Source organism: Priestia sp. FW507-14D1A, from assembly GCF_058781295.1.
In genome coordinates this window covers 52,535-73,498 of the sequence record NZ_JBYSWQ010000010.1, presented here as the reverse complement: position 1 = coordinate 73,498, position 20,964 = coordinate 52,535, and the positions used below count along the sequence as shown (strand labels likewise).

Annotated in this window: 21 protein-coding genes and 1 pseudogene; 12 read left to right on the top strand and 10 right to left on the bottom strand. The window is 32.8% G+C overall.

Annotated elements, in window-relative coordinates; translation table 11 throughout:
• Window positions 1–217 precede the first annotated feature (217 nt).
• The 3 genes from aroA to AC3WJG_RS24070 are packed head-to-tail and all read right to left on the bottom strand — an operon-like array spanning window position 218 to window position 3,834.
• Window positions 218–1,504: a 3-phosphoshikimate 1-carboxyvinyltransferase gene (gene aroA / locus AC3WJG_RS24080; RefSeq protein WP_492588681.1), complete on the bottom strand. Its 1,287-nt coding sequence runs from the start codon at window positions 1,502–1,504 to the stop codon at window positions 218–220.
• A 26-nt stretch (window positions 1,505–1,530) separates the two neighbouring features.
• Window positions 1,531–2,703: a chorismate synthase gene (aroC, locus tag AC3WJG_RS24075; RefSeq protein ID WP_492588679.1), complete on the bottom strand. Its 1,173-nt coding sequence runs from the start codon at window positions 2,701–2,703 to the stop codon at window positions 1,531–1,533.
• 27 nt (window positions 2,704–2,730) lie between these two features.
• The gene (locus tag AC3WJG_RS24070) at window positions 2,731–3,834 is read right to left on the bottom strand and encodes a bifunctional 3-deoxy-7-phosphoheptulonate synthase/chorismate mutase (protein ID WP_492588685.1); all 1,104 of its coding nucleotides are present in this window, start codon (window positions 3,832–3,834) and stop codon (window positions 2,731–2,733) included.
• Between the two features lie 248 nt (window positions 3,835–4,082).
• Between AC3WJG_RS24070 and AC3WJG_RS24065 the strand changes: the two genes are divergently transcribed.
• The 6 genes from AC3WJG_RS24065 to AC3WJG_RS24040 are packed head-to-tail and all read left to right on the top strand — an operon-like array spanning window position 4,083 to window position 10,020.
• The gene (locus AC3WJG_RS24065; protein WP_492588677.1) at window positions 4,083–4,673 is read left to right on the top strand and encodes a prephenate dehydratase domain-containing protein; all 591 of its coding nucleotides are present in this window, start codon (window positions 4,083–4,085) and stop codon (window positions 4,671–4,673) included.
• A gap of 5 nt (window positions 4,674–4,678) precedes the next feature.
• Window positions 4,679–5,383, top strand: coding sequence for a cupin domain-containing protein (locus AC3WJG_RS24060; protein ID WP_492588675.1), 705 nt, complete (start codon window positions 4,679–4,681; stop codon window positions 5,381–5,383).
• Between the two features lie 29 nt (window positions 5,384–5,412).
• Window positions 5,413–6,177: a glucose 1-dehydrogenase gene (locus AC3WJG_RS24055; RefSeq protein WP_492588673.1), complete on the top strand. Its 765-nt coding sequence runs from the start codon at window positions 5,413–5,415 to the stop codon at window positions 6,175–6,177.
• A 17-nt stretch (window positions 6,178–6,194) separates the two neighbouring features.
• Window positions 6,195–7,616 (top strand): alanine--anticapsin ligase, encoded by a 1,422-nt coding sequence (bacD, locus tag AC3WJG_RS24050; RefSeq protein WP_492588671.1) that lies wholly within the window; start codon window positions 6,195–6,197, stop codon window positions 7,614–7,616.
• Window positions 7,613–8,785, top strand: coding sequence for an MFS transporter (locus AC3WJG_RS24045; protein ID WP_492588669.1), 1,173 nt, complete (start codon window positions 7,613–7,615; stop codon window positions 8,783–8,785). Before bacD ends, AC3WJG_RS24045 begins: the two co-directional genes overlap by 4 nt.
• 23 nt (window positions 8,786–8,808) lie before the next feature.
• Window positions 8,809–10,020 (top strand): pyridoxal phosphate-dependent aminotransferase, encoded by a 1,212-nt coding sequence (locus AC3WJG_RS24040; protein ID WP_492588683.1) that lies wholly within the window; start codon window positions 8,809–8,811, stop codon window positions 10,018–10,020.
• Between the two features lie 60 nt (window positions 10,021–10,080).
• Here AC3WJG_RS24040 and AC3WJG_RS24035 read toward each other — a convergent pair whose 3' ends face one another.
• On the bottom strand, window positions 10,081–10,554 hold the full coding sequence (locus AC3WJG_RS24035; RefSeq protein WP_492588667.1) for an Lrp/AsnC family transcriptional regulator: 474 nt from the start codon (window positions 10,552–10,554) through the stop codon (window positions 10,081–10,083).
• 596 nt (window positions 10,555–11,150) lie between these two features.
• Between AC3WJG_RS24035 and AC3WJG_RS24030 the strand changes: the two genes are divergently transcribed.
• Complete coding sequence (locus AC3WJG_RS24030; protein WP_311265368.1) at window positions 11,151–11,906, top strand: ETX/MTX2 family pore-forming toxin; 756 nt, start codon at window positions 11,151–11,153, stop codon at window positions 11,904–11,906.
• A 110-nt stretch (window positions 11,907–12,016) separates the two neighbouring features.
• Here the strand turns inward: AC3WJG_RS24030 and AC3WJG_RS24025 are convergent, their stop codons facing one another.
• On the bottom strand, window positions 12,017–12,988 hold the full coding sequence (locus AC3WJG_RS24025) for a helix-turn-helix domain-containing protein (RefSeq protein WP_492588665.1): 972 nt from the start codon (window positions 12,986–12,988) through the stop codon (window positions 12,017–12,019).
• A 479-nt stretch (window positions 12,989–13,467) separates the two neighbouring features.
• Here AC3WJG_RS24025 and AC3WJG_RS24020 point away from each other — a divergent pair, with 479 nt between their 5' ends.
• Together AC3WJG_RS24020 and AC3WJG_RS24015 are read left to right on the top strand one after the other, a co-directional pair.
• The gene (locus AC3WJG_RS24020; protein ID WP_221816168.1) at window positions 13,468–14,619 is read left to right on the top strand and encodes a tyrosine-type recombinase/integrase; all 1,152 of its coding nucleotides are present in this window, start codon (window positions 13,468–13,470) and stop codon (window positions 14,617–14,619) included.
• Between the two features lie 105 nt (window positions 14,620–14,724).
• Window positions 14,725–14,841, top strand: a pseudogene (locus AC3WJG_RS24015) (YolD-like family protein); the annotation flags it as partial.
• Between the two features lie 103 nt (window positions 14,842–14,944).
• Here AC3WJG_RS24015 and AC3WJG_RS24010 read toward each other — a convergent pair.
• From AC3WJG_RS24010 to AC3WJG_RS23995, 4 genes are all read right to left on the bottom strand, one after another.
• Window positions 14,945–15,121 (bottom strand): hypothetical protein, encoded by a 177-nt coding sequence (locus tag AC3WJG_RS24010; protein WP_221816170.1) that lies wholly within the window; start codon window positions 15,119–15,121, stop codon window positions 14,945–14,947.
• 362 nt (window positions 15,122–15,483) lie between these two features.
• Window positions 15,484–15,618, bottom strand: a complete 135-nt coding sequence (locus tag AC3WJG_RS24005) for a hypothetical protein (protein ID WP_260621030.1) — start codon at window positions 15,616–15,618, stop codon at window positions 15,484–15,486.
• A 15-nt stretch (window positions 15,619–15,633) separates the two neighbouring features.
• Window positions 15,634–16,536, bottom strand: coding sequence for a permease (locus AC3WJG_RS24000; RefSeq protein WP_221816171.1), 903 nt, complete (start codon window positions 16,534–16,536; stop codon window positions 15,634–15,636).
• 90 nt (window positions 16,537–16,626) lie between these two features.
• Entirely contained in the window at window positions 16,627–17,079 is a 453-nt protein-coding gene (locus AC3WJG_RS23995) for a MarR family winged helix-turn-helix transcriptional regulator (RefSeq protein WP_116516819.1), read from the bottom strand.
• Window positions 17,080–17,280: 201 nt separating this feature from the next.
• On the opposite strand from AC3WJG_RS23995, the gene AC3WJG_RS23990 reads away from it, so the two are divergent.
• The 3 genes from AC3WJG_RS23990 to AC3WJG_RS23980 are packed head-to-tail and all read left to right on the top strand — an operon-like array spanning window position 17,281 to window position 19,102.
• Window positions 17,281–17,574, top strand: a complete 294-nt coding sequence (locus AC3WJG_RS23990; RefSeq protein ID WP_116516818.1) for a carboxymuconolactone decarboxylase family protein — start codon at window positions 17,281–17,283, stop codon at window positions 17,572–17,574.
• Window positions 17,575–17,585: 11 nt separating this feature from the next.
• Window positions 17,586–18,809 (top strand): ATP-grasp domain-containing protein, encoded by a 1,224-nt coding sequence (locus AC3WJG_RS23985; RefSeq protein WP_377259799.1) that lies wholly within the window; start codon window positions 17,586–17,588, stop codon window positions 18,807–18,809.
• Between the two features lie 2 nt (window positions 18,810–18,811).
• Window positions 18,812–19,102 carry an ArsR/SmtB family transcription factor gene (locus AC3WJG_RS23980; protein WP_221816174.1) on the top strand — a complete coding sequence of 97 codons (291 nt, stop codon included), beginning with the start codon at window positions 18,812–18,814 and terminating at the stop codon, window positions 19,100–19,102.
• A gap of 16 nt (window positions 19,103–19,118) precedes the next feature.
• Here AC3WJG_RS23980 and AC3WJG_RS23975 read toward each other — a convergent pair whose 3' ends face one another.
• Window positions 19,119–20,372 carry a helix-turn-helix domain-containing protein gene (locus AC3WJG_RS23975; protein ID WP_377259802.1) on the bottom strand — a complete coding sequence of 418 codons (1,254 nt, stop codon included), beginning with the start codon at window positions 20,370–20,372 and terminating at the stop codon, window positions 19,119–19,121.
• Window positions 20,373–20,964 lie beyond the last annotated feature (592 nt).

The following is a 20,964-nucleotide window of genomic DNA, read 5'->3' as shown; positions in this document are numbered from 1 at the left end:
AGAAGGTTACCCCTATGTTTTAAAGAAAAACTTGCAGCTAAGGTGAGTAGCTGGAAGGCATCCGCCGATTTTCGATAGTCCTTCATCCTCGTCAACTAAATATATGTTTATTTAGCCCAAGCGCTTTTAAAAAGAAAAAACTTTGATAATTTTACCATATTAGAGAATTTTAAGTCAATTAAATGCCACTTTTATTCAAAGTGGCATTTTAAAAATTTTATTCTAACAAACTTTTTAAATCTTGATCAAAGTGCGGATAAGAAATATCAATAACGTCTTCGTTATCAACAATTGTCTGACCTTCTGCTACTAGTGAGGCTATTTTAAGCATCATTCCAATTCGGTGATCGTTGTGGCTATCGACTTTTGTACCCTTAAGATTACTGCATCCTTCTATAAGCATTCCATCAGCAGTTGAAGAAATATTGGCGCTCATATTTTTTAATTCATTGACTACGGTTTCAATTCGATTCGACTCTTTTACTTTTAATTCTTGAGCGTCTTTTATAATAGTGGTACCAGTTGCTTGTGTAGCTGCAAGAGCAAGGATAGGTATCTCATCAATTAATCTTGGTATGATTTCTCCGCCAATAACAGTGCCCTTTAATTGGGCTGACTTAACTCTTATATCTCCGTATGGTTCATAACCTTCACCTTGGATGTTTTCAACTGTTATAGATGCTCCCATAGTCTTGAGCACATCTATTAATCCAGTACGTGTAGGGTTGAGTCCAACGTTCTTAATTAATATTTCGCTACGCGGCACAATTGTAGCAGCAACTATGAAAAAAGAAGCTGAGGAAATATCTCCTGGCACAGAGATTGTTTTTGCTTGAAGTTTTTGGTTGCCCTTTAAGGAAATCTTCAGGCTGTCAGGATGCCAATTTACTTCTACTCCAAAATTACTTAGCATACGCTCAGTATGATCTCTAGATTTTTCAGGTTCTGTAATAGTAGTTATCCCATCTGCAAATAGACCAGCTAACAAAAGAGAAGACTTAACTTGAGCGCTTGACACTGATAATTTGTAATCAATGCCCTTTAATTGTGATCCCGTTATCTTAATAGGGGTTAAGTTGTCATTTGCTTTAGCTTCTATTTTTGCTCCCATTTGTCTCAAGGGCTGAATTACCCTCTTCATAGGTCTTCTGGAAATAGATGAATCTCCAATGAGAGTAGTAGAAAAATTGATATTTGATAGTATACCCATTAGCAAGCGAATAGTTGTTCCAGAATTCCCTACATTTAGAGGCGATAGTGGTTGCTTAAAGGAAGAAATACCTTCGCTTAAGATTTCTACTTTATCTTGATCAACTTCTATTTGCACTCCTAAATCTCTAAAGCAATTAATTGTACTTAGACAATCTTCGCCTTTCAAAAAACCATATATAGTTGTTTTACCTTCAGCTAAAGCTCCAAACATAACAGCTCTATGGGATATAGACTTATCTCCTGGAACGGTGATTTTCCCATTGAGACGTTTGACAATTGTTTTATTAATCAATTTTATTCCTCCAAAGCCTAAAAGTATTAAAAGCCACTGGTATACTTATTCCAACTGTTCATATTTTCTTTAATAATGTCCATCTGGTCTACCCCGAACTGATCTATTATAGCTGTCGCTACTTCCCAAGCAACAACGGCCTCTGCTACTACGCTGGCTGCAGGTACAGCACAACTATCTGAACGTTCAATGCTAGCATCAAACGCTTCTTTAGTATCAATATCTACACTCTTTAAAGGTTTATATAACGTAGGGATAGGTTTCATAGCGCCACGAATAACTAATGGCATTCCATTAGTCATTCCGCCTTCAAATCCTCCTAGGTTATTTGTTTTACGAGTATATCCTTGAAGAATATCCCATTCAATTTCATCATGTACAAGACTGCCCATTAACCTAGCCGCCTCAAATCCGATTCCAAATTCCACACCTTTAAAAGCATTTATACTAGTGATAGCTGCAGCGATTTTAGCATCCAGTTTACGATCATATTGAACATAGCTGCCAAGTCCAATAGGAACGCCTTCTACGATGACCTCAACAATTCCCCCAATGGAATCACCGTTTTGTTTTGCAGTATCAATAGCATTCATCATTTGAACTTCAGCATCTTTATCAAGGCACCGAACTGGTGATTCATCAGCTTTTTGTTTCAGATCATTAATACTAGAATAACTCACATCAGTCGTGGAAATATTCCCTATTTCAACCACATGGCCAACCACATTAATACCTAATTCCAGTAGGAACTTTTTAGCTATAGAGCCTGCAGCAACACGAACTGTGGTCTCACGAGCCGAAGAACGCTCTAACACATTACGCATATCTCTATGACCATATTTAATTGCTCCATTTAAGTCAGCATGTCCAGGTCGAGGCCTTGTAATTTTTCTTTTAACATCTTTTATTTCTTCAGATGGTATGGGTTCTATTCCCATAACATTTGTCCAATGTTTCCAATCATTATTTTCAACTACTAAAGTAATAGGGGAGCCTAAGGTGTAACCATGACGGACTCCACTTAAGATTTTTACAGAATCCTTCTCAATTTGCATTCTTCGACCTCGGCCATACCCTTTTTGTCTATTTTCTAAGTCTTTATTAATATCTAAGTCAGTTAAGTATAAACCCGCAGGAACACCCTCAATAATAGTCGTTAACTGAGGGCCATGTGATTCTCCACTTGTAAGATATCTCATTATTATCAATCACCTGTCTATTGTATTTTAAGAATTTACTGGTTCTAATACTGTTTTGTTCGTGAAAATTTCTATAGCATCCATGAAATGATTAAATTCATCGAAATTCATTTGTTGTTTTGAGTCTGATAACGCTATTGCAGGGTTAGGGTGAACTTCTGCCATTATTCCATCTGCTCCAATAGCTAATGCTGCTTTAGCTGTTGGAATTAACAAGTCTTTTCTACCTGTAGAATGAGTTACATCTACTACTACCGGTAGGTGAGTCTCTTGTTTTAAAATAGGGACTGCTGAAATATCTAGAGTATTTCTAGTTGCAGTTTCATAAGTTCGAATACCTCTTTCACAAAGGATTACATTTGGATTTCCCTCTGCAAGAATATATTCAGCAGCAAATTTAAACTCCTCAATAGTTGCAGACAATCCTCGTTTAAGAAGTACAGGTGTATTTGTCTGACCAACAGCTTTTAAAAGTGAAAAATTTTGCATATTTCTTGCTCCTACTTGAATTACATCAATATACTCTAAAGCTTCTTCCAGCTGATCTGTACTCATTATTTCAGTAATAACTCCCATATTATATTCTTTAGAAACAGATGATAAAATTTTCAAACCATCTAGCCCCAAACCTTGGAAATCATAAGGAGATGTTCTAGGTTTAAAAGCTCCGCCTCTTAGGAGATTTACGCCTCTTCTAGACATTTCATCAGCTACTTTATGAACTTGTTCAAAACTTTCTACAGCACATGGACCCATTATAAAGCGAGGAATTCCATCTCCGATGTTTTCACCATTAACATTTACAATTGTATCTTCAAATTTATAGTCTCTAGAAAATAAAAAGGGTTTATTTTCTTTTAATTCTGAATTATTTTGCAAAGACTTACTAGCTTCGAATATCTCTTTAAATATCCGTTTTAGTGATTCAATATTGTAGGGTCCAGGATTGTTAGTATCTATTTTGGATAGCAATTCTTGTTCTCTTGAAGGGTCAAACGTATTTATATTTAACTCTTGTTTTACCAAACCAATTTTCTTAACTAACTCACCTCTTTTACTAAGAAGGCCTAAAATTTCATTGTCTAACTGCTCTACCTCAAATCTTAAATTGTGCATTTTTTCCATTTTAATCATCTCCTGTAAAAAATATGTATTCATATATTGAGATATTTTTACAGATTGTACAGTTGTATGTCAACTATATTTTCTATTTTTTACAAAAATAAAAACAATTTACAATATTTTATAAAAACTTGTATTGACAATGTTTAACAAAATATTTTATTATTTTTTAAGTAATGAAAATTATTCCAAATATTACGGCCGTGAATTTTGAGAAAATTTTTTATTTTACCAAAAAAATAAAATGGTGATGAAAATTGATAATTTTAAATGATTTGACCAAAGAAAGAATACAGGCTCCTTTGAAGACCATTAAAGTGGGAACTTTAGGACCTTCTGGTACAAGTAGTGAGTTTGCAGCTAACCTCTTTATGGATAATTATCTATTTAATCAAGGAATATTTAGTGAACTAATCCTTTTTCAAACCTTCGAAGAAAGTATGGAACACTTAGAAAAAGGATTACTGGATTACATTATTGTTCCTCATGCATATGGAGGAATTAATGAGTTTTACATGAAATCCAATATTGATTTAATTCAATTATTTCGTTGTGATACACCAATGTATGGTTTAGCAGTAAGAAAAGGATTTTCGTATCATAAAGAACTATTAGATTCCGAAACAATTGTTTCTCATCCTGCACCTATTAATCTATTAAAGTATTTCTTAAATACAAAGGCAAAAATTCATACTGTAAATTCTACTAGTGTAGCAGCTAGCCTAGTGAAAGAATCAGTTTACAACATTGCTATTACCAATGAGGTAGCTAAACAGAAATATGATTTAGATTTTGTTTATCAATTCAAAAATATACCTATGAGCTGGTCCGTATTTGGAAGGAGATAAGGAAAATGAAAATTGACAATGTTTTAAAAGATAAAAGTGATTTATATTTCCCTAAGGCAGAACTCAAAGAATGGGAAAATGGAGTTAGACAATATTGTACGCGTAGAAATGATACAGAAGTTTTAATTTCATATGTTCCTCCAGGAGTAGTAGTTGATATGCATCAACACAAGGAAGCACAATTAGGAATGGTGGTTTCAGGTGAACTTATGATGCGAGTTGGAGATGTTGAAAGAAAGTTAACTCCTTTAGATGTTGCTTATATAGCTCCGTCTAATATTCCACACGGTGCATCCAATCTTTCAGATAAAGAAGTGATTGCTGTGGATGTAAAAAGATATAAGAGTGAGGAAAACTATACTGCCCCAGAAGATTACTTTTTAGAAGTATTTAAAAAGAAGGATCTATTGCCAGGCATGGAAGTGACATTCTTCGTAGAAGATTGGATTGAAGTAATGCTAGCTGATATTCCAGGTAATGGGGGAGAAATGCCTGAACATAGACATCGTAATGAGCAAATAGGGATTTGTATTAGTGGAGGGTATGAAATGACAATTGAAGAACATACCAAAACTATGGAATTTGGTACGACTTACTTCTGTGAGGCAAAAGAAACTCATAGTGCTATCAATAATTTAGATCACAATACAAGATCTATTAATCTATTTCTTCCTCCTAGATACAATAGAAAGAAGCAAAAGAAATTATAATTGACTACATGTAACAAGGAGGTTTTTCTGTGAAGGATTTAAAAAATAAAGTCGTCGTAATTACAGGTGGGGCATCTGGGATTGGTTTAGCTACTGCAAAAGCATTTTTGGAAGCAGATTCTAAAGTAGTAATTGCAGACATTGACGTTGACAAAGGATGTTCAGTCGAAAAAGAAATTAAGAATGATAATTTTAAATTTATACCTACTGATGTAACGAATGAGACAGACTGTTCAAATTTAATTCAACAAACTATTGATAAATATGGAACTGTTGATGTTTTTATTAACAATGCAGGAATTGAAATTAGTACACCAGTCCATGAAATGAAGTTAGAAGAGTGGAACAAAATTGTTAATGTTAACTTAACTAGCGTATTTTTGTGTAGTAAATATGTTTTAAATTATATGATTCAAAATAATAAAGGAAACATTATTAATACTTGCTCAGTAAGTGGGTTGGTAGCTTGGCCAGGTATCCCAGCCTATAATGCCACTAAAGGTGGGGTACTACAATTAACTAAGTCATTGGCAATTGAGTATGCTAAAAACAATATTCGGGTTAATTGTATTTGTCCAGGAATTATTGATACTCCTCTTAATGAGCAGTCATTCACTTTAAATAATGAACAAACATTAGATGTCATAAAAGAAGAAAAAGCAAAATTAAGCCCATCAGGGAGACTAGGTACTCCAGAAGATATAGCAAATACAATGTTATTTTTGGCCTCTAATATGTCTGATTATATTACAGGTACAGCTATAAGTGTAGATGGTGGTTACACAGCCATTTAGAAAAGGAAGTGTTTATAATGGAAAGAAAAACAGTATTAGTAATTGCAGATTTAGGAGGATGCCCTCCTCACACGTTTTACAAGAGTGTAGCCGAAAGTTATAACATAGTGAGTTATATTCCTAGACCTTTTGCTATAACAAAAAGTCATGCGAATTTTATTGAAAATTACTCAGTGGCTGTAGTAAAAGATGTAGATTATTTAAAGCAAATATCCGATTTTGAACATCCAGATTCCATTTATTGGGCTCAAAAAGAGTACGATAAGCCAGAAGAAGCCGTTGTAAATGATATTATTAAAGTTGCTACTATGTTTAATGTTGAAGCAATTACTACTAATAATGAATTATTTATTGCCCCTATGGCAAAGGCATGCGAAAAATTAGGCTTAAGGGGAGCTGGAGTAGAAGCAGCTCGGAAGGCCAGAGATAAAAATTTAATGAGAGAATCCTTCAATAATTCTGGAGTCAAAGCTATTAAAAGTAAAAGAGTAAATACGTTAAAAGATTTTAAAGAAGCTTTAGAATATGTTGGAGTACCTTTAGTACTCAAACCTACATACTTAGCTAGTTCAATTGGTGTTACCTTTATTTATAATGAGCAAGATGCTGAAAAAATCTTTTTAGATGCTCAAGAATATTTAAATAGCATTGGTGTACCCAAAGCTGTTACTTTTGAGGCTCCATTTATAGTAGAAGAGTTTTTACAAGGCGAATACGAAGATTGGTATACAGAACCTGGTTATTCAGATTACGTGAGTGTAGAGGGAATGATGGCAGGAGGGAAATATTATCCTTTGGCTATTCATGATAAAACTCCTCAAATAGGTTTCACAGAAACTGCACATATAACATCCACTATATTAGATGAGGATGCTAAAAATAAGATCCTAGACGCTGTAAAAAAAGCAAATGAAGGATTAGGCTTAGAACATTGTGCTACTCACACTGAAGTCAAACTAATGAAGAATAGAGAAGTAGGAATTATTGAAACCGCAGCACGATTTGCTGGTTGGAACATGATTCCAAATATAAAAAAATCTTTTAATGTAGATCCAGCTAAAGTGTTAGTAGACATTCTATGTGAAGGATATTCAGAAGATCTGCCTAAGGAATTATTAACTGATCCATGTAATTATGTGGCGGACTTCCATTTATATCCTCATGATTTTAAAACAAATGGGCAACTATCAGAAAATGTGTCTAACATTATTTTTGAAAGTATTGAAATTCCTGACAATATCTTAGTAGGAGATACAAAAATCAACTCTTTTAACACTGTTGATAAGGGAAGCCAACTTGATTTAACACTTTTTGAAGCATTTAATGGGTTAGCTTATCTAGAATTACAAGGAAGAAGTTCCCAGGATATAGTTAAATCTATTCAAGAGATAAAGAAATACGCTAAATTATATTTACAAGGGGTACCTGTTACAACATGAATAACCTTAGTCAAAACTCCAAGTTATTATTAGTAGGACAAGCTTTGTCATTTATGGGGGACTATTGTGTCTTACCTGCGCTCTTAATTTTATCTACCTATTACGAAGATTATTGGGTGACTTCTGGCGTTATTGTCGTTAGAAGTATCCCTATGATATTTCAGCCTTTCTTAGGAGTATTAGTTGATAGATTTAATCGAGTAAAGATAATGCTATGGACAGATATTATAAGAGGAATCATATTTTTGGGGATTGTATTCTTACCCAAGGGAGAGTATGCATGGATTTTCTTAATACTTTTACTATTATCTTATGGTAGTGGTGTATTTTTTAATCCGGCAAGGTTAGCTGTAATGTCTTCACTTGGAGATGATATTAAACAGATTAATACATTGTTTGCTAAAGCTACTACATTATTTATTATTGTAGGTGCGCTTTTTGGAGCCATTTTCTTATTCTTTGGTTCTGTTAAGATGGCTGTTGCTTTTAATGCTATAACTTATTTTATATCGGCTATATTTATAAGTAAAATGAACGTTCAACCTGCAGTAAAGTTAAATAAAAGCCTTAAGAATGTTAAAAACTCTTTCAAAATAGGCATTAAAGAAATTCTTCACAATCCATTTTTACTTAATGCAGTATTTACAATGATGACCATGGCTCTTTTATGGGGAGTTATTTACAGTTATTTTCCTTTAGTAAGTAAGTATATTGGAGATGGAGAAATCGGGAATTTTATACTTACAGTTTCCATAGGCTTAGGTGGTTTTGCAGGTGCTCATTTAGTAAACAAATGGGGGTTTAATACTAACAAGGGCTTAGCTTATTTTGTTGTATTAAGCGTTATATCTTTATCGTTATTTACATTTTCAACTAATTTTATATTAGCATTTATAGCAGCAATCGGTTTTTTTGTAGCGATGGAGTATGGAGAAGTATTATCCAAAGTTAAAGTTCAAGAAAATTCCAGTAATGATATTCAAGGACGGATTTTTGCGGTATCAGAAGCTTTAATTGGGCTGTTTATATCTGTTGGTTCAATTTTAATTAACTTCGCTAATACTTTTACTATTATGATTTTAATAACAATAACTTTATTAGGTCTTTTTATACATACTAATATCGTTAACAAAATTCACTTTCAAAAATCTAAAAATGTTGAGCTTTAACAACTTGGGAGAGATAATATATGATTGAAATATCGCCATCAAGAACAGTAAGTTCATTGCCAGATCAGGAGTTTTCAGTGATTATTAATAAAGTAAATGAACTTACTAATAAAGGGATAGATGTAATAAATGTAGGTCAAGGTAATCCTGACCTACCAACTCCTCCTCATATCGTTAACTCTTTAATAGAAGCTGCTAATAAATCGGGATTCCATAAGTATTCACCATTTAGAGGTCATAAGTTTCTGAAAGAAGCTATTAGTAAATTTTATAAACGTGAATATGATGTAGAAATTGATCCTGATAAAGAAGTAGCTATATTTAACGGAGGTAAAGCTGCTTTATATGCTGTAAGTCAATCCCTACTAAATCCAGAAGATGTTGCCTTAATTCCTGATCCAGGCTATCCAGAATACCTTTCCGGTATAATGATGGCGAGAGCTCATCCTTATCACTTTAAAGTTACACCAAATAATAATTATCTTCCTGTTTATAAGGATATTGATCAAGAAGTTCTGGAACAAGCAAAGTTACTTTACTTAAATTATCCTAATAATCCAACTGGCGCCACAGCGAATAGAGAATTCTTCAATGAGACAGTAAAGATCGCAGAGAAAAATAATATATGCGTAGTACATGATTTTGCATACGCAGGGTTTGGATTTGACAAGCAAAAACCAATTAGCTTTCTGTCATCACCTGGTGCTAAAGGTGTAGGGATAGAAATTTATACACTTTCTAAGACCTATAATATGGCTGGCTGGCGAGTAGCTTTTGCTGTGGGTAATGAGAGAGTTATACAAGCAATTAATGCTTTCCAAGATCATATATTTGTTAGCCTTTTTGGTGCTGTACAACAAGCAGCTGCTACGGCTCTGGAGAGTGATCAAAGCTGTGTTAAAGATTTGAACAGTGTCTATGAGTCTAGAGCTGAACATTTTATTCAAGCTTGTCAGAGCGAATTAGGTTGGGAAATTCAAAAACCTCAAGGAACATTTTATGTTTGGGCTAAAATTCCTCATGGTTTTGATTCGTTTACTTTTACTGAGCTATTACTAGAAGAGGCGCATATTGCCGTTACACCTGGTGAAGTATTTGGGGCAAATGCTAAAGATTATATTAGAATTTCAATGGTAACTAGCATAGAAAGACTGGATGAATTAGTAAAAAGGATTAAATTATTAAATATTAACTTTTCAACTATGGATATAGAGAAGGTGCCAGAAACAACATAATGTTGTTTCTGGCACCTTTTCTGCTTGAAATCTATAATTAGAATAGAATCTTCCTTTGTATTAATAAGTGTCATTTACTTCTTCTGTTATATTATTTACTTCAAGAAAATCAGCTTTAGTTTCAACACTTGATAAAACTATATTCGTAGCAGTTATTGCAAAAGTACTTATAGAATTAATAAATGTTTCAATCTCGCTTAACTTTTTTATACGTAGCTTAACTAAGTAACACGATTTTCCCATGATTCTATGACAATATTCAGCGTAAGTATAGCTTTCAATGAATTTTTTAAACCTTTCGTATTCTCCATTTCTCAATGAAACTTCTACGAAGCACTCTATCTCGTACCCTAATTTTTTATAATCAACTTGCACTGAATATTTTTGTATTACCCCTTCACTTTCCATTCGCTTCACTCTTTCTGCAACTGAAGGAGCAGATAAATGGACTCTTTTTGCTAACTCCCTAATAGAGACTCTAGAATCTTCTAATAATACTTGTAAAATTTTTTGATCTACCATATCTATTTTCATTTTTATATGAACACTCCTAGGTAAGTTTTAGATATATTATATAGGAATTATATGGAATAGTATATAAATTTCAGGATTTATAAATAAATTAATAATTCCCGTATCTATTAGATAATTGTAAAAAAATAAGCGTGATTTGATTTTAAAAATAACTAATATGAATAAATATCGTTTCATTTGAAATGTGAAAAAATCCTAAAAACATTTAAAATAAAGAGCATAGACTAAAGAATTATTTTTAACATCAAGGAGGTACTATGTTTAATCAAAATTATAAACAAACCAAATTTTTTAAAGAGTGGAAAAAGTATTTTCATGAAATTATTCAAGCTCTTATTTTATATAAGTAATGATATCTATCGAATCCTAAATAAGAAGAATTATAATTTTATACTAATGATAAAACCTTCATTGTATTACTTGATGATATGTTAAATAGTCAAAAAAGCAGCAGACTGTTTAATTAGATAAGTATAATTTCATTAAAATAACTAAATAGTAATTTAATATAAATAAATGAAAATATTTACATAAAGTATGTTTAATGTTATCATATAGAGGGATTTTCCTATTTAAAAACTTAAAGGAGTGTTTTGATGCCTATTCAAGAAAAGTTTTCTTTTTCAGAATTATCTGCAGTTGGTTCGAATCCTAATAGTGTAAGAGAAAAATTTAAAGAGCGCTTTGGGGTATTACCGGACGGCATCGCTGTGAATAGTGAAACGTATTATAATGCAGAAAAACCAGCTATTACAGAACAATATGGCCACCCTTGTTATAAGACATTAGGAGAATTCACATATCAAATCGGAAATGGACAACCACCTAGTGAAGCAATTTTAGGTAGCAATTATGCTGTTAATCATGGTGATGAAGAAGCATCCATTTCTTTAAGTGTACAAGGTAACTGGACAGAAACGAAAACATGGTCGTCACAAACGACAACTGGTCTAACGATATCCTCTAAATTTACATTAGAAGGCGTGTTTGAGTCGGGTGCAGAGTTTTCTGTTTCAACGACAGTAGGAGAATCTTCTTCTACTTCTATTTCAAGATCAGCATCGTCTACTGTAACGGTGAATGTACCTCCAAGAAGTAAAAAGAAAATATCCATGGTAGGAACAATGAAACAAGAAACCATGAATTTTCAAGCTCCGTTGTCTGTTCAAGGATCGTTCGGAGCAAACTTTCCTCGTAAAGTAGAAGATCATTATTTTTGGTTCCTTGGGGCAGATAATGTCTTAAATAGTACAACCGGAACTTTGACCGGCAAAATTAAAAATACAGCCGTCTTCGATGTTCAGACAGAAGTCGGTGCAGCAGAACCTCTCGATGCAAAAACGCCAGTTTAAATACAATAAAAAATCCTTTGCAAATATCTGCAGAGGATTTTTTTATTAAACAGAGGATGAAAGTCTGTTATTGATTTAGTAAGTTTGTTGTCTTTAGGCTTCAGGCTATCCTATAATTTTTGCACAGCGTACAACAACAACTCTTCCACATTCTTTTTGCCTAATTCCTTGGCTTTTTGCTGTAACTCTTCCTTCAGATTACTTGATACCTTTACACGTACCACTTCCAAATCGCTATCAATGTAAATTCCACGGCTGCGTTTATTAATCTTTCCTGAGACAAGAACTGACTCCAATAATTCAACGATTTCTTGTGCTGATTCTGTCAACAATACAGGTTTGATTTCAACGATAAATTGCTCTTTCTCTTCTTGTGGGGTAATTCTCATGTTAGTCGGGCTTAGGTACTGATAGAATAAATCCATGAGCTTATAAAGTTGTGATTTCGCGTAGGCTGTTTGCTTAAATGCAAATGTAGCATAGCCTTCTTTCGTAATCGTTTTTTTCGATTCAATTTCATAGGCTGCTTCAAAGCCGCGATCAAGTAATTCTTCTACCGTTATCTCTTCATGTTGCTCTGTCACTGCCATAATGGGATCTTCTACTGAGATAATACGGGCAAACTGCTCTTTCACTTCATCTTTCTTCACAAAAAGCTGAAAGAGTGCAATATTTTGTTCGGTATGATAAAAATGACGCTTACTAGGTTTACGGCCAATTTCATGCGTACGCTTAAACGCTTCTAAATCTTCTTCATTCACAAAATAGCAATTGATTCCCCGGTATTCTTCTTGGAACGCTGGCAACAGTTCTTGTTTAATATACTTATTGACTGTTGTGACTGAGATATCCAGTTGCTGCGCTACCTCTTTTGTCGTAAGCCCAGGCTTCTTTAACTCTTCTTGTAAACTAACGACATCTTGGATATCAAATTCATAACGTCCTTCAATATGCCAGTCATCTTTATTAATAGGATTCAATTTTCCTTGTTGAATATATGTATAAATCGTTTTCTTTGATGAAATAGATAACATATCCATCACATCTTCAATAGTAATAATTTTAGTAGGATTATCAATCATGACATACACTCCTATTCTTTTTCTTTTATCTAGTAATTAATTATATCATATTTACATATAGTTATATATTGAAAGTTTTCTTACCTAATATGTAAATGGTAAAACTAACTTATATAATTTTATGTTTTACTATTTACTTTAGGTGATGACAAATAGAGGATTTTTCTACAAACTATATAAATAGTAAACTATATTTACAGAAAGTAAGTTTATACTTTTACTTTTAAATAAGTTACAATTAATAAGTAATAAATATAATAAATACTTGTAAAAAAGAATTAAGTTATAGAATCATTAGATATTCATTTAAGAAAATTAGTATTTTTGATATTGTTATTAATATTATTAGTATGTTTTAAAGGTTATTCACTATTTATGTCTATATAAATATAAACTTAACCTCCACATAGAGAAGGAAATATCTTAACACAAGGAAAAACTATAAATAAGATAGCGTGTTTTACGAAAGGAGAGGTTTTATGCAAGATTTCTCATTAGTACATATAGGAGCAGAAGTTAGGGAAAGAAAAGGAGATTTGAATAAAATCGTTTCACTAATGCTGGACACTACATACTACGATGCTTTGGAAGAAAGAAATGAGCATCACCAGCGAAAAAATAACGATATGTTTGGTGATTTTACGGATGAAGAAATGATGTACTACTATGTCCATCAACGAAAGCATATCCGAAAGGATAGAGAACGAAAAGAAAATACAAAAACCGAATACTTACGGACTTTATTGCAGTTTTATCAGTATGCGGTAAAAAGTGAGTCGTTCTTGCGCCAAGATGTTGACTATTATATAGAAGAAACTATTTTTAAAAACCTACGTCCTTGGCATATACGGAACTACCAGGATTATTTAAGCACCGCATTGTTAGGGAAAGGGGGAAAACCTTATTCACCCGCAACTTTAGACGCTAAAATGACGATTTTAAAAAGTTTTATGAAATGGCTACATGAAACGAAGTACATTCTGCATCCATTACATAAAGAAATTTTAAGCACATCACTGTCTGAGCAAGAAATTCCAAACAGAGATTTGTATTACCATGAAGTTAAACAACTTCTAGACTATTACAAAGATCATCCTATTAATCATGGATTGTTAACGATGTTGGCTATGACAGGATTACGTGTACAGGAAATAGCGAAAGCTTCGTGGGGAGATGTATATCTAGATAGTTTAAGTGGTCATTATCGACTAAGAGGGGTAGGGAAGGGTGGAAAGACGTTTGATAAGTTACTTCATCCATCGCTATATGAACGCATTCTTGCTTTTCGGGAACGACGTCATGCCACCAGTACAGCATTAAATTCAAGTGATAAAGGTCCATTATTTCCAACTAAAGATGGAGGGTTTTATCAATATAAAAACCTAAGTAATTATATTGTGCGTATCATTGAACGAACAGAATTACCTTTTATAAAAGAACGGAATGATAGGGTTACACCTCACTACTTTCGTCATTTTTATGCGATTTATAGTCGGCAGCAGGGAGCAGACATCTTTTTAATTCAAAAAGAACTAGGCCACAGTGATCGCAAGACCACCGAACGTTATCTGGAGAAGGTTTTGCAGCGTGAACAAGAAATTGGACTGATGTGGAAGGAACAAGATTTTTAATTGAAATAATATTCTTCAAAGCATCATAAGAGACTTTCTATTAGGTTCTCTGTAAATAGAAAAAATTTTTAAAAAATATATTAAGGTCTATTAAAGGTACTTCAACCTCTTTTAACGGAAGAGCAAATGAAACAAATTAATTTCACATTGATTGAAGCATTATATACAAATAAACAGATTTATCTTACATACTACAAAAAAGGACAAAGTATTACAGAATAGGGATTCATCCAGTTTTTTTATTCCCCGGGGCCTTTTTGTTTATATGTAATATGGTTTAGTAATAGATACTTGAGTTTAAGCGAGGAGGCTAATAATTCAAATATTACGGTTTAGGCTCAATGTAAGAAGGAACCTCAGTAGGGTGTTGCATTCCTGTTACAATTAGAAGATAAGAAAACAGCAAAAATATAGTAATGATCCCTATTACTACAACGAAATGAAGAAACTTTTTGATTTTTCTATGTCTACGGTACTCATAAAAATTAATAACATTATCCATACAGAATCTCCTCGCCTTATTTGTTAGAAATACAGGATAAAAAAGGAAGATAAAACCTCCTCATTTATAACTCATAAGGCGGTTTTATCTCCCACTATACCATTATTCCACTTTTATTTTACTTATAATTTAAAATAATCTGTCATTTTTAACTTTAGCAACATTGGACACAACATCGAGAATTAGACTTTGTGACATTAGAGTTTCTAGATACAATATCTTTTATTTTTGAAAGGTAAGTCTCTTTAGCTAATGAATTAGTATCATGTATCTGTTGACGAGATGCCTGATTAATTGCACGTTGCTCTTGTATGAGTATAAACTCTAGTTCATACATCATAGTCAATCACTCCTTTATTATGTTATGCTTCTTTCTTCTGATCTTTATTGTTTTCACTTGAACAACAAGTGCTCTTTTCTTCTTTCACTTCCACAATCTCAATATTGCAACAATCTTTTTCTTTCTTATTGCCTTTAAAAATTGACATTAATCCCATTTTTCTTCGCCTCCATTAAAGTTCTAATACTAAGAATAAATAGCCTGAAACAGTTGCCATCAAAAACACTGATACAATAAATGCACTTACTAATTTTTTATGAAAAATACTCTTCAACATAATGATTTCAGGTAAACTTGCACCAGCACCTCCTATTAGCAGTGCCATAGTCGGAGCAATAGGGAATCCATTAACAAGTAAAGCTTGAGCAATTGGTAACATCGTTGATAGACGAATGTATAATGGAACTCCAATAATAGCTGCTAATGGGATAACCCACCATTGGTTCTGATCAGAAATAAATGTTAGGAAATTAGTTGGCACTGCCTCTTTAATAATTGCTCCTACCAATGCACCAATTAATATATATACGAGAACTGAACGAATTAAATCTATAGTTTCCTTAATGGATTCCTTAATGTTTAAAACAAGATCTTTTCTGCGACGTTCATCTTGCTCTGGGAGATTTCCTTTAATCATGACTTTCTTAACTTGCTCTTTATAGTTTTTCTTATTTAAATACCATCCAATAATCATAGAGAATACAAAAGTTGTAACGGTATAAATAGCTGTTACCTTTACTCCATAGATATAAGCCATTAACCCTAAAATCCAAGGATCCAATAACGGTGAAGTAAATAAATATGTCATTACTGTTTGGAAAGGAACATTACGATTGAGCATAGTTACTAGTAAGGGAATAGTGGAACATGAACAGAACGGTGTTATAAAACCAAGTAGTGCACCTGCTAAGTTTCCTAGGAAAGGGTTTTTACTACCCATCCATTTCTCTACTTTTTCAAAAGGAACATAGGCTTGAATAAAACTAATGAAAAAAGAAATACCAAGGAATAAAACTAATAAGTTCTTACTTAAAGATAGAAACTCCAATAATACTTTGGTTACTAAATCTGGCATAAAGCATTCCTCCTAATTCATTTAAACTTCGAAACTATGTATATTTACAATAGTTGCAAAATACAACTATTACTTTTAGAAAAAGAGGCATTAACAGCAACTGCTGTTTTTCATAGCCCCTAAAATTAAATCAATACTTTCTAAAACTTGACCACGTTTATTTTCTGGTACGTTAGAAAGGATTTCTTGAATATATATATTCATCTGTTTAGCAATCTCATCTTCATATTGCTCACCTTCAGGAGTAAGCGTAATGGTTACATATCTACGATCAGTAGGGGATTGTATACGACTTACTAAGTTACGTTCTACCAATCCTTGAATGTGACGACTTAATGTACTGTTATCCAACCCTAAAGAAGAAGATAGTTCATTTAAAGATGGGGTTTTTGTGCGCTCCACTTCAAATAATATATGACTCTGTACTAAAGAAACCCCACAACATTGCGCACCTTCTTTTTCGAGTAAACCAAAGCGTCTAATTAGGATTTGAAGCATTTGACGAAATTGATGAGATTCTTTTCCCACTTCTACGTTGTTCATATTCTTTTCACCACACCTTATTTGCTTGTTGAAACAATTGTAAAATACAACTATTTCAATTGTCAATGATTAAATTGACATTTTTTTCAGAATTTTTTATTGACGGGTATTGAAATAGATTATATTATTTAATTAACAAAATAAAACATTTTAATAAAAAATATAAAAATGTTAATAAAGTTAAAAAGGAGTGTTAAATACATGTTAGCTTTAAATCAAAAATTAAATTCTTGTTTTGATACTTTCTTTACGGAAGCAGTCGAAGGGGGCACACTTCCAGAAAGAGAGAAAGTTGTAGCTATTTTAACTTCAGCTACTTTATTAAACGATCAGGATACGTTGAAGAACGCAGTTCTAACAGCTAAACAATTAGGTTTTACCAAGGAAGAAATCGGTCAAATAACGGGTATCGCGATTGCTGTGAATGCTCAAAAGTTAAGGGATCAAGTCGAGGTAAGGGTAGAAAGTAAACCATCTTCTACATGCTGCCAATAAGGAGTCAATCTATGGAGAATCAATATGTTATTTTAGTGAGTCCTAGGGATAATGAAGTTCAATTAGTAAAGGAGAAGGGCTATAAAATCATTTTATTAAGAAAAGAGATTTCATTTGATGAAATTTTTGATGTGGATATACCTGTTGAAATTGATTTAAATGACGAAGAAGCTGTGTTAGAAAAGTGTCTCCAACTAACTAATCAGCTAGAGGTCATTTCAGTTTTTACCATGAATGAGTATAGAATTCCCTTGGCATCTAAGATAAGTGAAATGCTGCAATTAAAGTATCAACTACCTTACGAAGCTAGTTTAAGATGTAGAAATAAAAAAATGGCTAGGCAAAAATTAAATGAAGCTGGTGTAGGAGAGGTCCAATATCGTCTTGTTACTTCAGACAGTAACTTGGAATTCCAACTTCAAGGCATGGAGTTTCCCCTTATTGTTAAACCTTCTAATGATTCAGGAAGTAAAAATGTTTACTTATGTAAGAACGAATCAGAAATAACAACAGCTATTAAACATATTGTGAAAAGCAAGAAAAATATTGTGGGCCAAACCATTGATTCAGACATACTTATTGAAGAGTTTTTAGATGGACCGGAGTTTAGTATTGAGTCTGTAACGGTTAATGGCCAAACTACTATTATTGGAATTACAAAGAAACTTGTAACTCCATATCCTCTTTCTATTGAAGTAGGACATGATTTCCCTGCAAACTTAAATACTAATGAAGAGAATGAAATTAAAAGGCTAGTAGAACAAAGCTTAGCTGCTTTAGATGTGGATTTTGCTGTTACTCATACTGAAGTCAAATTAACAGAGAAGGGTCCAAGAATAGTGGAAGTAAACGCTAGACCTGGAGGCGATGAGATTCCACACCTGGTAAAAGCAGTCACTGGAGTAGATCTTAAAGCTTTAGCTTTCCTTGTTACCTTAGGCAAAGGAATTGATTCCATAGATTTGTCTTCATCTACTGTTTCTTCTGCCTCCATTCGATTCTTGTTAGCAAATCAGGAAGGGAAAGTGTACTTCGATGAACAGTTCCAATCTGCTTCTATAAAAGAACAGAAGTGGTATGTTAACAATGGTGAATCAGTCCAACGAACCGAAAGTAATTTTAATCGTTTGGGTTATTTTATTGTCTATGGAGATGAGCAGAGTCCTTCATGTAGTAAAGCCGATTCTGTAGAAAAAGAATTATCTATAACAATTAAGAACCCATTGGAGATTTAATTATGCTTACAGGTGTTGAAAGTAAATTTAAAGCGCTTAGTGATAAGACTAGACTTGCACTTTTACAGGAAATTTCCTGTTGTAAGGAGTTATGTGTATCCGATTTGCAGGATAAATTTCAAATTTCTCAATCTAAGTTATCCTATCATTTAAAATTATTAGTTGAAGCAGGAATACTTATACGTTGTGAAAGAGGAACCTGGTGTTACTATAAGGTAGATGAGAAAGAAGTTAAACGTATCTTATCGCCAACTATCTACCAAGAAATCATAAAAAACAGTGAGTCAGAGTAACTCACTGTTTTTTGTATTAAAAGCATTCTTTATAGGAATCTGCAGCTTTTTGGAAGTCTCCTAACTGGAAGTAAACATCAGCCACCTTTTTACAGACATAATCACAGGGCATAGATTGTTCTACTAAAATTCTTTTTGCTTCACTATAATTTCTTAATGATTCTTCTGTATTAGATAATTTACAATTAATATCTCCTAAAAGTTCAAATGCTTGTGCCTTATGTTTATTAACATCATTTATACCTATAATGTCTTCACATATAGAAGAAGCCTTTACATATTCTTCTTGTAAATAGTACACTCTTGCAAGCTCTACCTGCGCGTTCATAATTCTCGCTTCTTCTGCATTCAAATTCTTATAAATGTTTATAGCTGTTCTCAAATCAAGTTCAGCTTGATAATAGTCTTCTTGGTAAGAAAATAAAATTCCTAGGTTGGTATAGGTACCGGCCTCATGGTATTTATTTTCACTAAGTTTAAAGTATTTAAGAGCCCGTTCATAAGAACCTTTGGCATCTTTATAACGTTTTAACTCCATATTACAAATTCCCAGAGCCATAAAAATTTCTCCTGATTTATAAAAGGTGCCTAGACTGTCATTTAAGTCCCTTGCTTCTTCTAAAAAATTAATGGCAGAATAAAATTCCTTTAATTTACCGTGAACAACCCCTAAATTAACCAAGATGGATATTCTTATCATTCCACTAATTTGATCATAAATCATAATACGATAAGCCTTATTTAGAATATGAAGTGCTTTTTCATTATTATTAACCTGGCTATGGCTAGAGCCAAGAGAATCTAAAGAACGAAGCATTTCATTCGTATGTTTACCTTTTTCAAGCTTTGAAAAACTCTTTTCAAAGAAAGTAATGGCGTGGTTATAGTCTTTTTTATGCTCGTAATACTTTCCATGTATCCACATTAAAATACCTTTGTCATATTCATTTAAATCGTTCCGGGACAAATATTCTTTATTTTGAATAAATGCTTCAACTTTATCAAATGAATTCGCATTTACTTGGTTTTCTGCAGTTTTTATTTCTTTTTTTACTTGGGATAAAAGTAAATCTTTATTTTCTATAGTTTTAAAGAAATCATCGACTGTACAATCTAGTTTCTCGCTTAACTTTTCTAATACATCAAATGAAGGCTGAACAAGGCCTTTTTCGATCTGGCTTAGATAGCTTCTAGTAATGATGCCCTCTGATAAATCTTGCTGCGTTAACTTTGATTCTTTTCTTAATTCTTTTATGCGCTGTCCTAACATAAAAACTACCCCAATCTTTTCTTTATTTACCTATCTCTATTATTAACATTTTTGAACAAAATGTAAACAGTTTGTTAAATGTTCAAAATGTGTTGACAAGTAATTCCACATCTATTACTATTTACTTATGAATTAACATTTATAACAAAACTTATAACTTATTAAAAATGTTAACTGATGTTACATAGTGTGAAAAAGGAGGAAGATAAAGATAAAGTTTGAAGATTACTAGTTAGTAAGGTTAACACTTCCGTATTTATGATGACAGTTAGGGAAACTTAATTAAAGTAATTTGAATATTCAAAAATGTGAGGGAGCGATGAAATTGAAATATAAGATATGGCTTATGTACGCTACGATGGCAGCAGCCGTTATTATCATGATGGCAGACCCAGTTTGGCCACGAGTATAAGTAAGTAAAATAAATTGTTAAGAGGAACTCAAAAATATTCTAATAATGGAGGAATTGAAATGAAATTGAAGTATAAGACTTGGTTTATGAAAGCTACGATAGCAGCAGCCGTTATTATCATGATGGCAGACCCAGTTTGGCCACGAGTATAAGTAAGTAAAATAAATTGTTAAGAGGAAC

What these genes read in the sequence shown, in the direction of transcription:
- aroC (WP_492588679.1), bottom strand. Translation starts at nt 2,703, where the DNA reads ATGAGATATCTTACAAGTGGAGAATCACATGGCCCTCAGTTAACGACT.
- AC3WJG_RS24060 (WP_492588675.1), top strand. Translation starts at nt 4,679, where the DNA reads ATGAAAATTGACAATGTTTTAAAAGATAAAAGTGATTTATATTTCCCT.
- bacD (WP_492588671.1), top strand. Translation starts at nt 6,195, where the DNA reads ATGGAAAGAAAAACAGTATTAGTAATTGCAGATTTAGGAGGATGCCCT.
- AC3WJG_RS24045 (WP_492588669.1), top strand. Translation starts at nt 7,613, where the DNA reads ATGAATAACCTTAGTCAAAACTCCAAGTTATTATTAGTAGGACAAGCT.
- AC3WJG_RS24035 (WP_492588667.1), bottom strand. Translation starts at nt 10,554, where the DNA reads ATGAAAATAGATATGGTAGATCAAAAAATTTTACAAGTATTATTAGAA.
- AC3WJG_RS24030 (WP_311265368.1), top strand. Translation starts at nt 11,151, where the DNA reads ATGCCTATTCAAGAAAAGTTTTCTTTTTCAGAATTATCTGCAGTTGGT.
- AC3WJG_RS24025 (WP_492588665.1), bottom strand. Translation starts at nt 12,988, where the DNA reads ATGATTGATAATCCTACTAAAATTATTACTATTGAAGATGTGATGGAT.
- AC3WJG_RS24020 (WP_221816168.1), top strand. Translation starts at nt 13,468, where the DNA reads ATGCAAGATTTCTCATTAGTACATATAGGAGCAGAAGTTAGGGAAAGA.
- AC3WJG_RS24010 (WP_221816170.1), bottom strand. Translation starts at nt 15,121, where the DNA reads ATGGATAATGTTATTAATTTTTATGAGTACCGTAGACATAGAAAAATC.
- AC3WJG_RS24005 (WP_260621030.1), bottom strand. Translation starts at nt 15,618, where the DNA reads ATGGGATTAATGTCAATTTTTAAAGGCAATAAGAAAGAAAAAGATTGT.
- AC3WJG_RS24000 (WP_221816171.1), bottom strand. Translation starts at nt 16,536, where the DNA reads ATGCCAGATTTAGTAACCAAAGTATTATTGGAGTTTCTATCTTTAAGT.
- AC3WJG_RS23995 (WP_116516819.1), bottom strand. Translation starts at nt 17,079, where the DNA reads ATGAACAACGTAGAAGTGGGAAAAGAATCTCATCAATTTCGTCAAATG.
- AC3WJG_RS23990 (WP_116516818.1), top strand. Translation starts at nt 17,281, where the DNA reads ATGTTAGCTTTAAATCAAAAATTAAATTCTTGTTTTGATACTTTCTTT.
- AC3WJG_RS23985 (WP_377259799.1), top strand. Translation starts at nt 17,586, where the DNA reads ATGGAGAATCAATATGTTATTTTAGTGAGTCCTAGGGATAATGAAGTT.
- AC3WJG_RS23980 (WP_221816174.1), top strand. Translation starts at nt 18,812, where the DNA reads ATGCTTACAGGTGTTGAAAGTAAATTTAAAGCGCTTAGTGATAAGACT.
- AC3WJG_RS23975 (WP_377259802.1), bottom strand. Translation starts at nt 20,372, where the DNA reads ATGTTAGGACAGCGCATAAAAGAATTAAGAAAAGAATCAAAGTTAACG.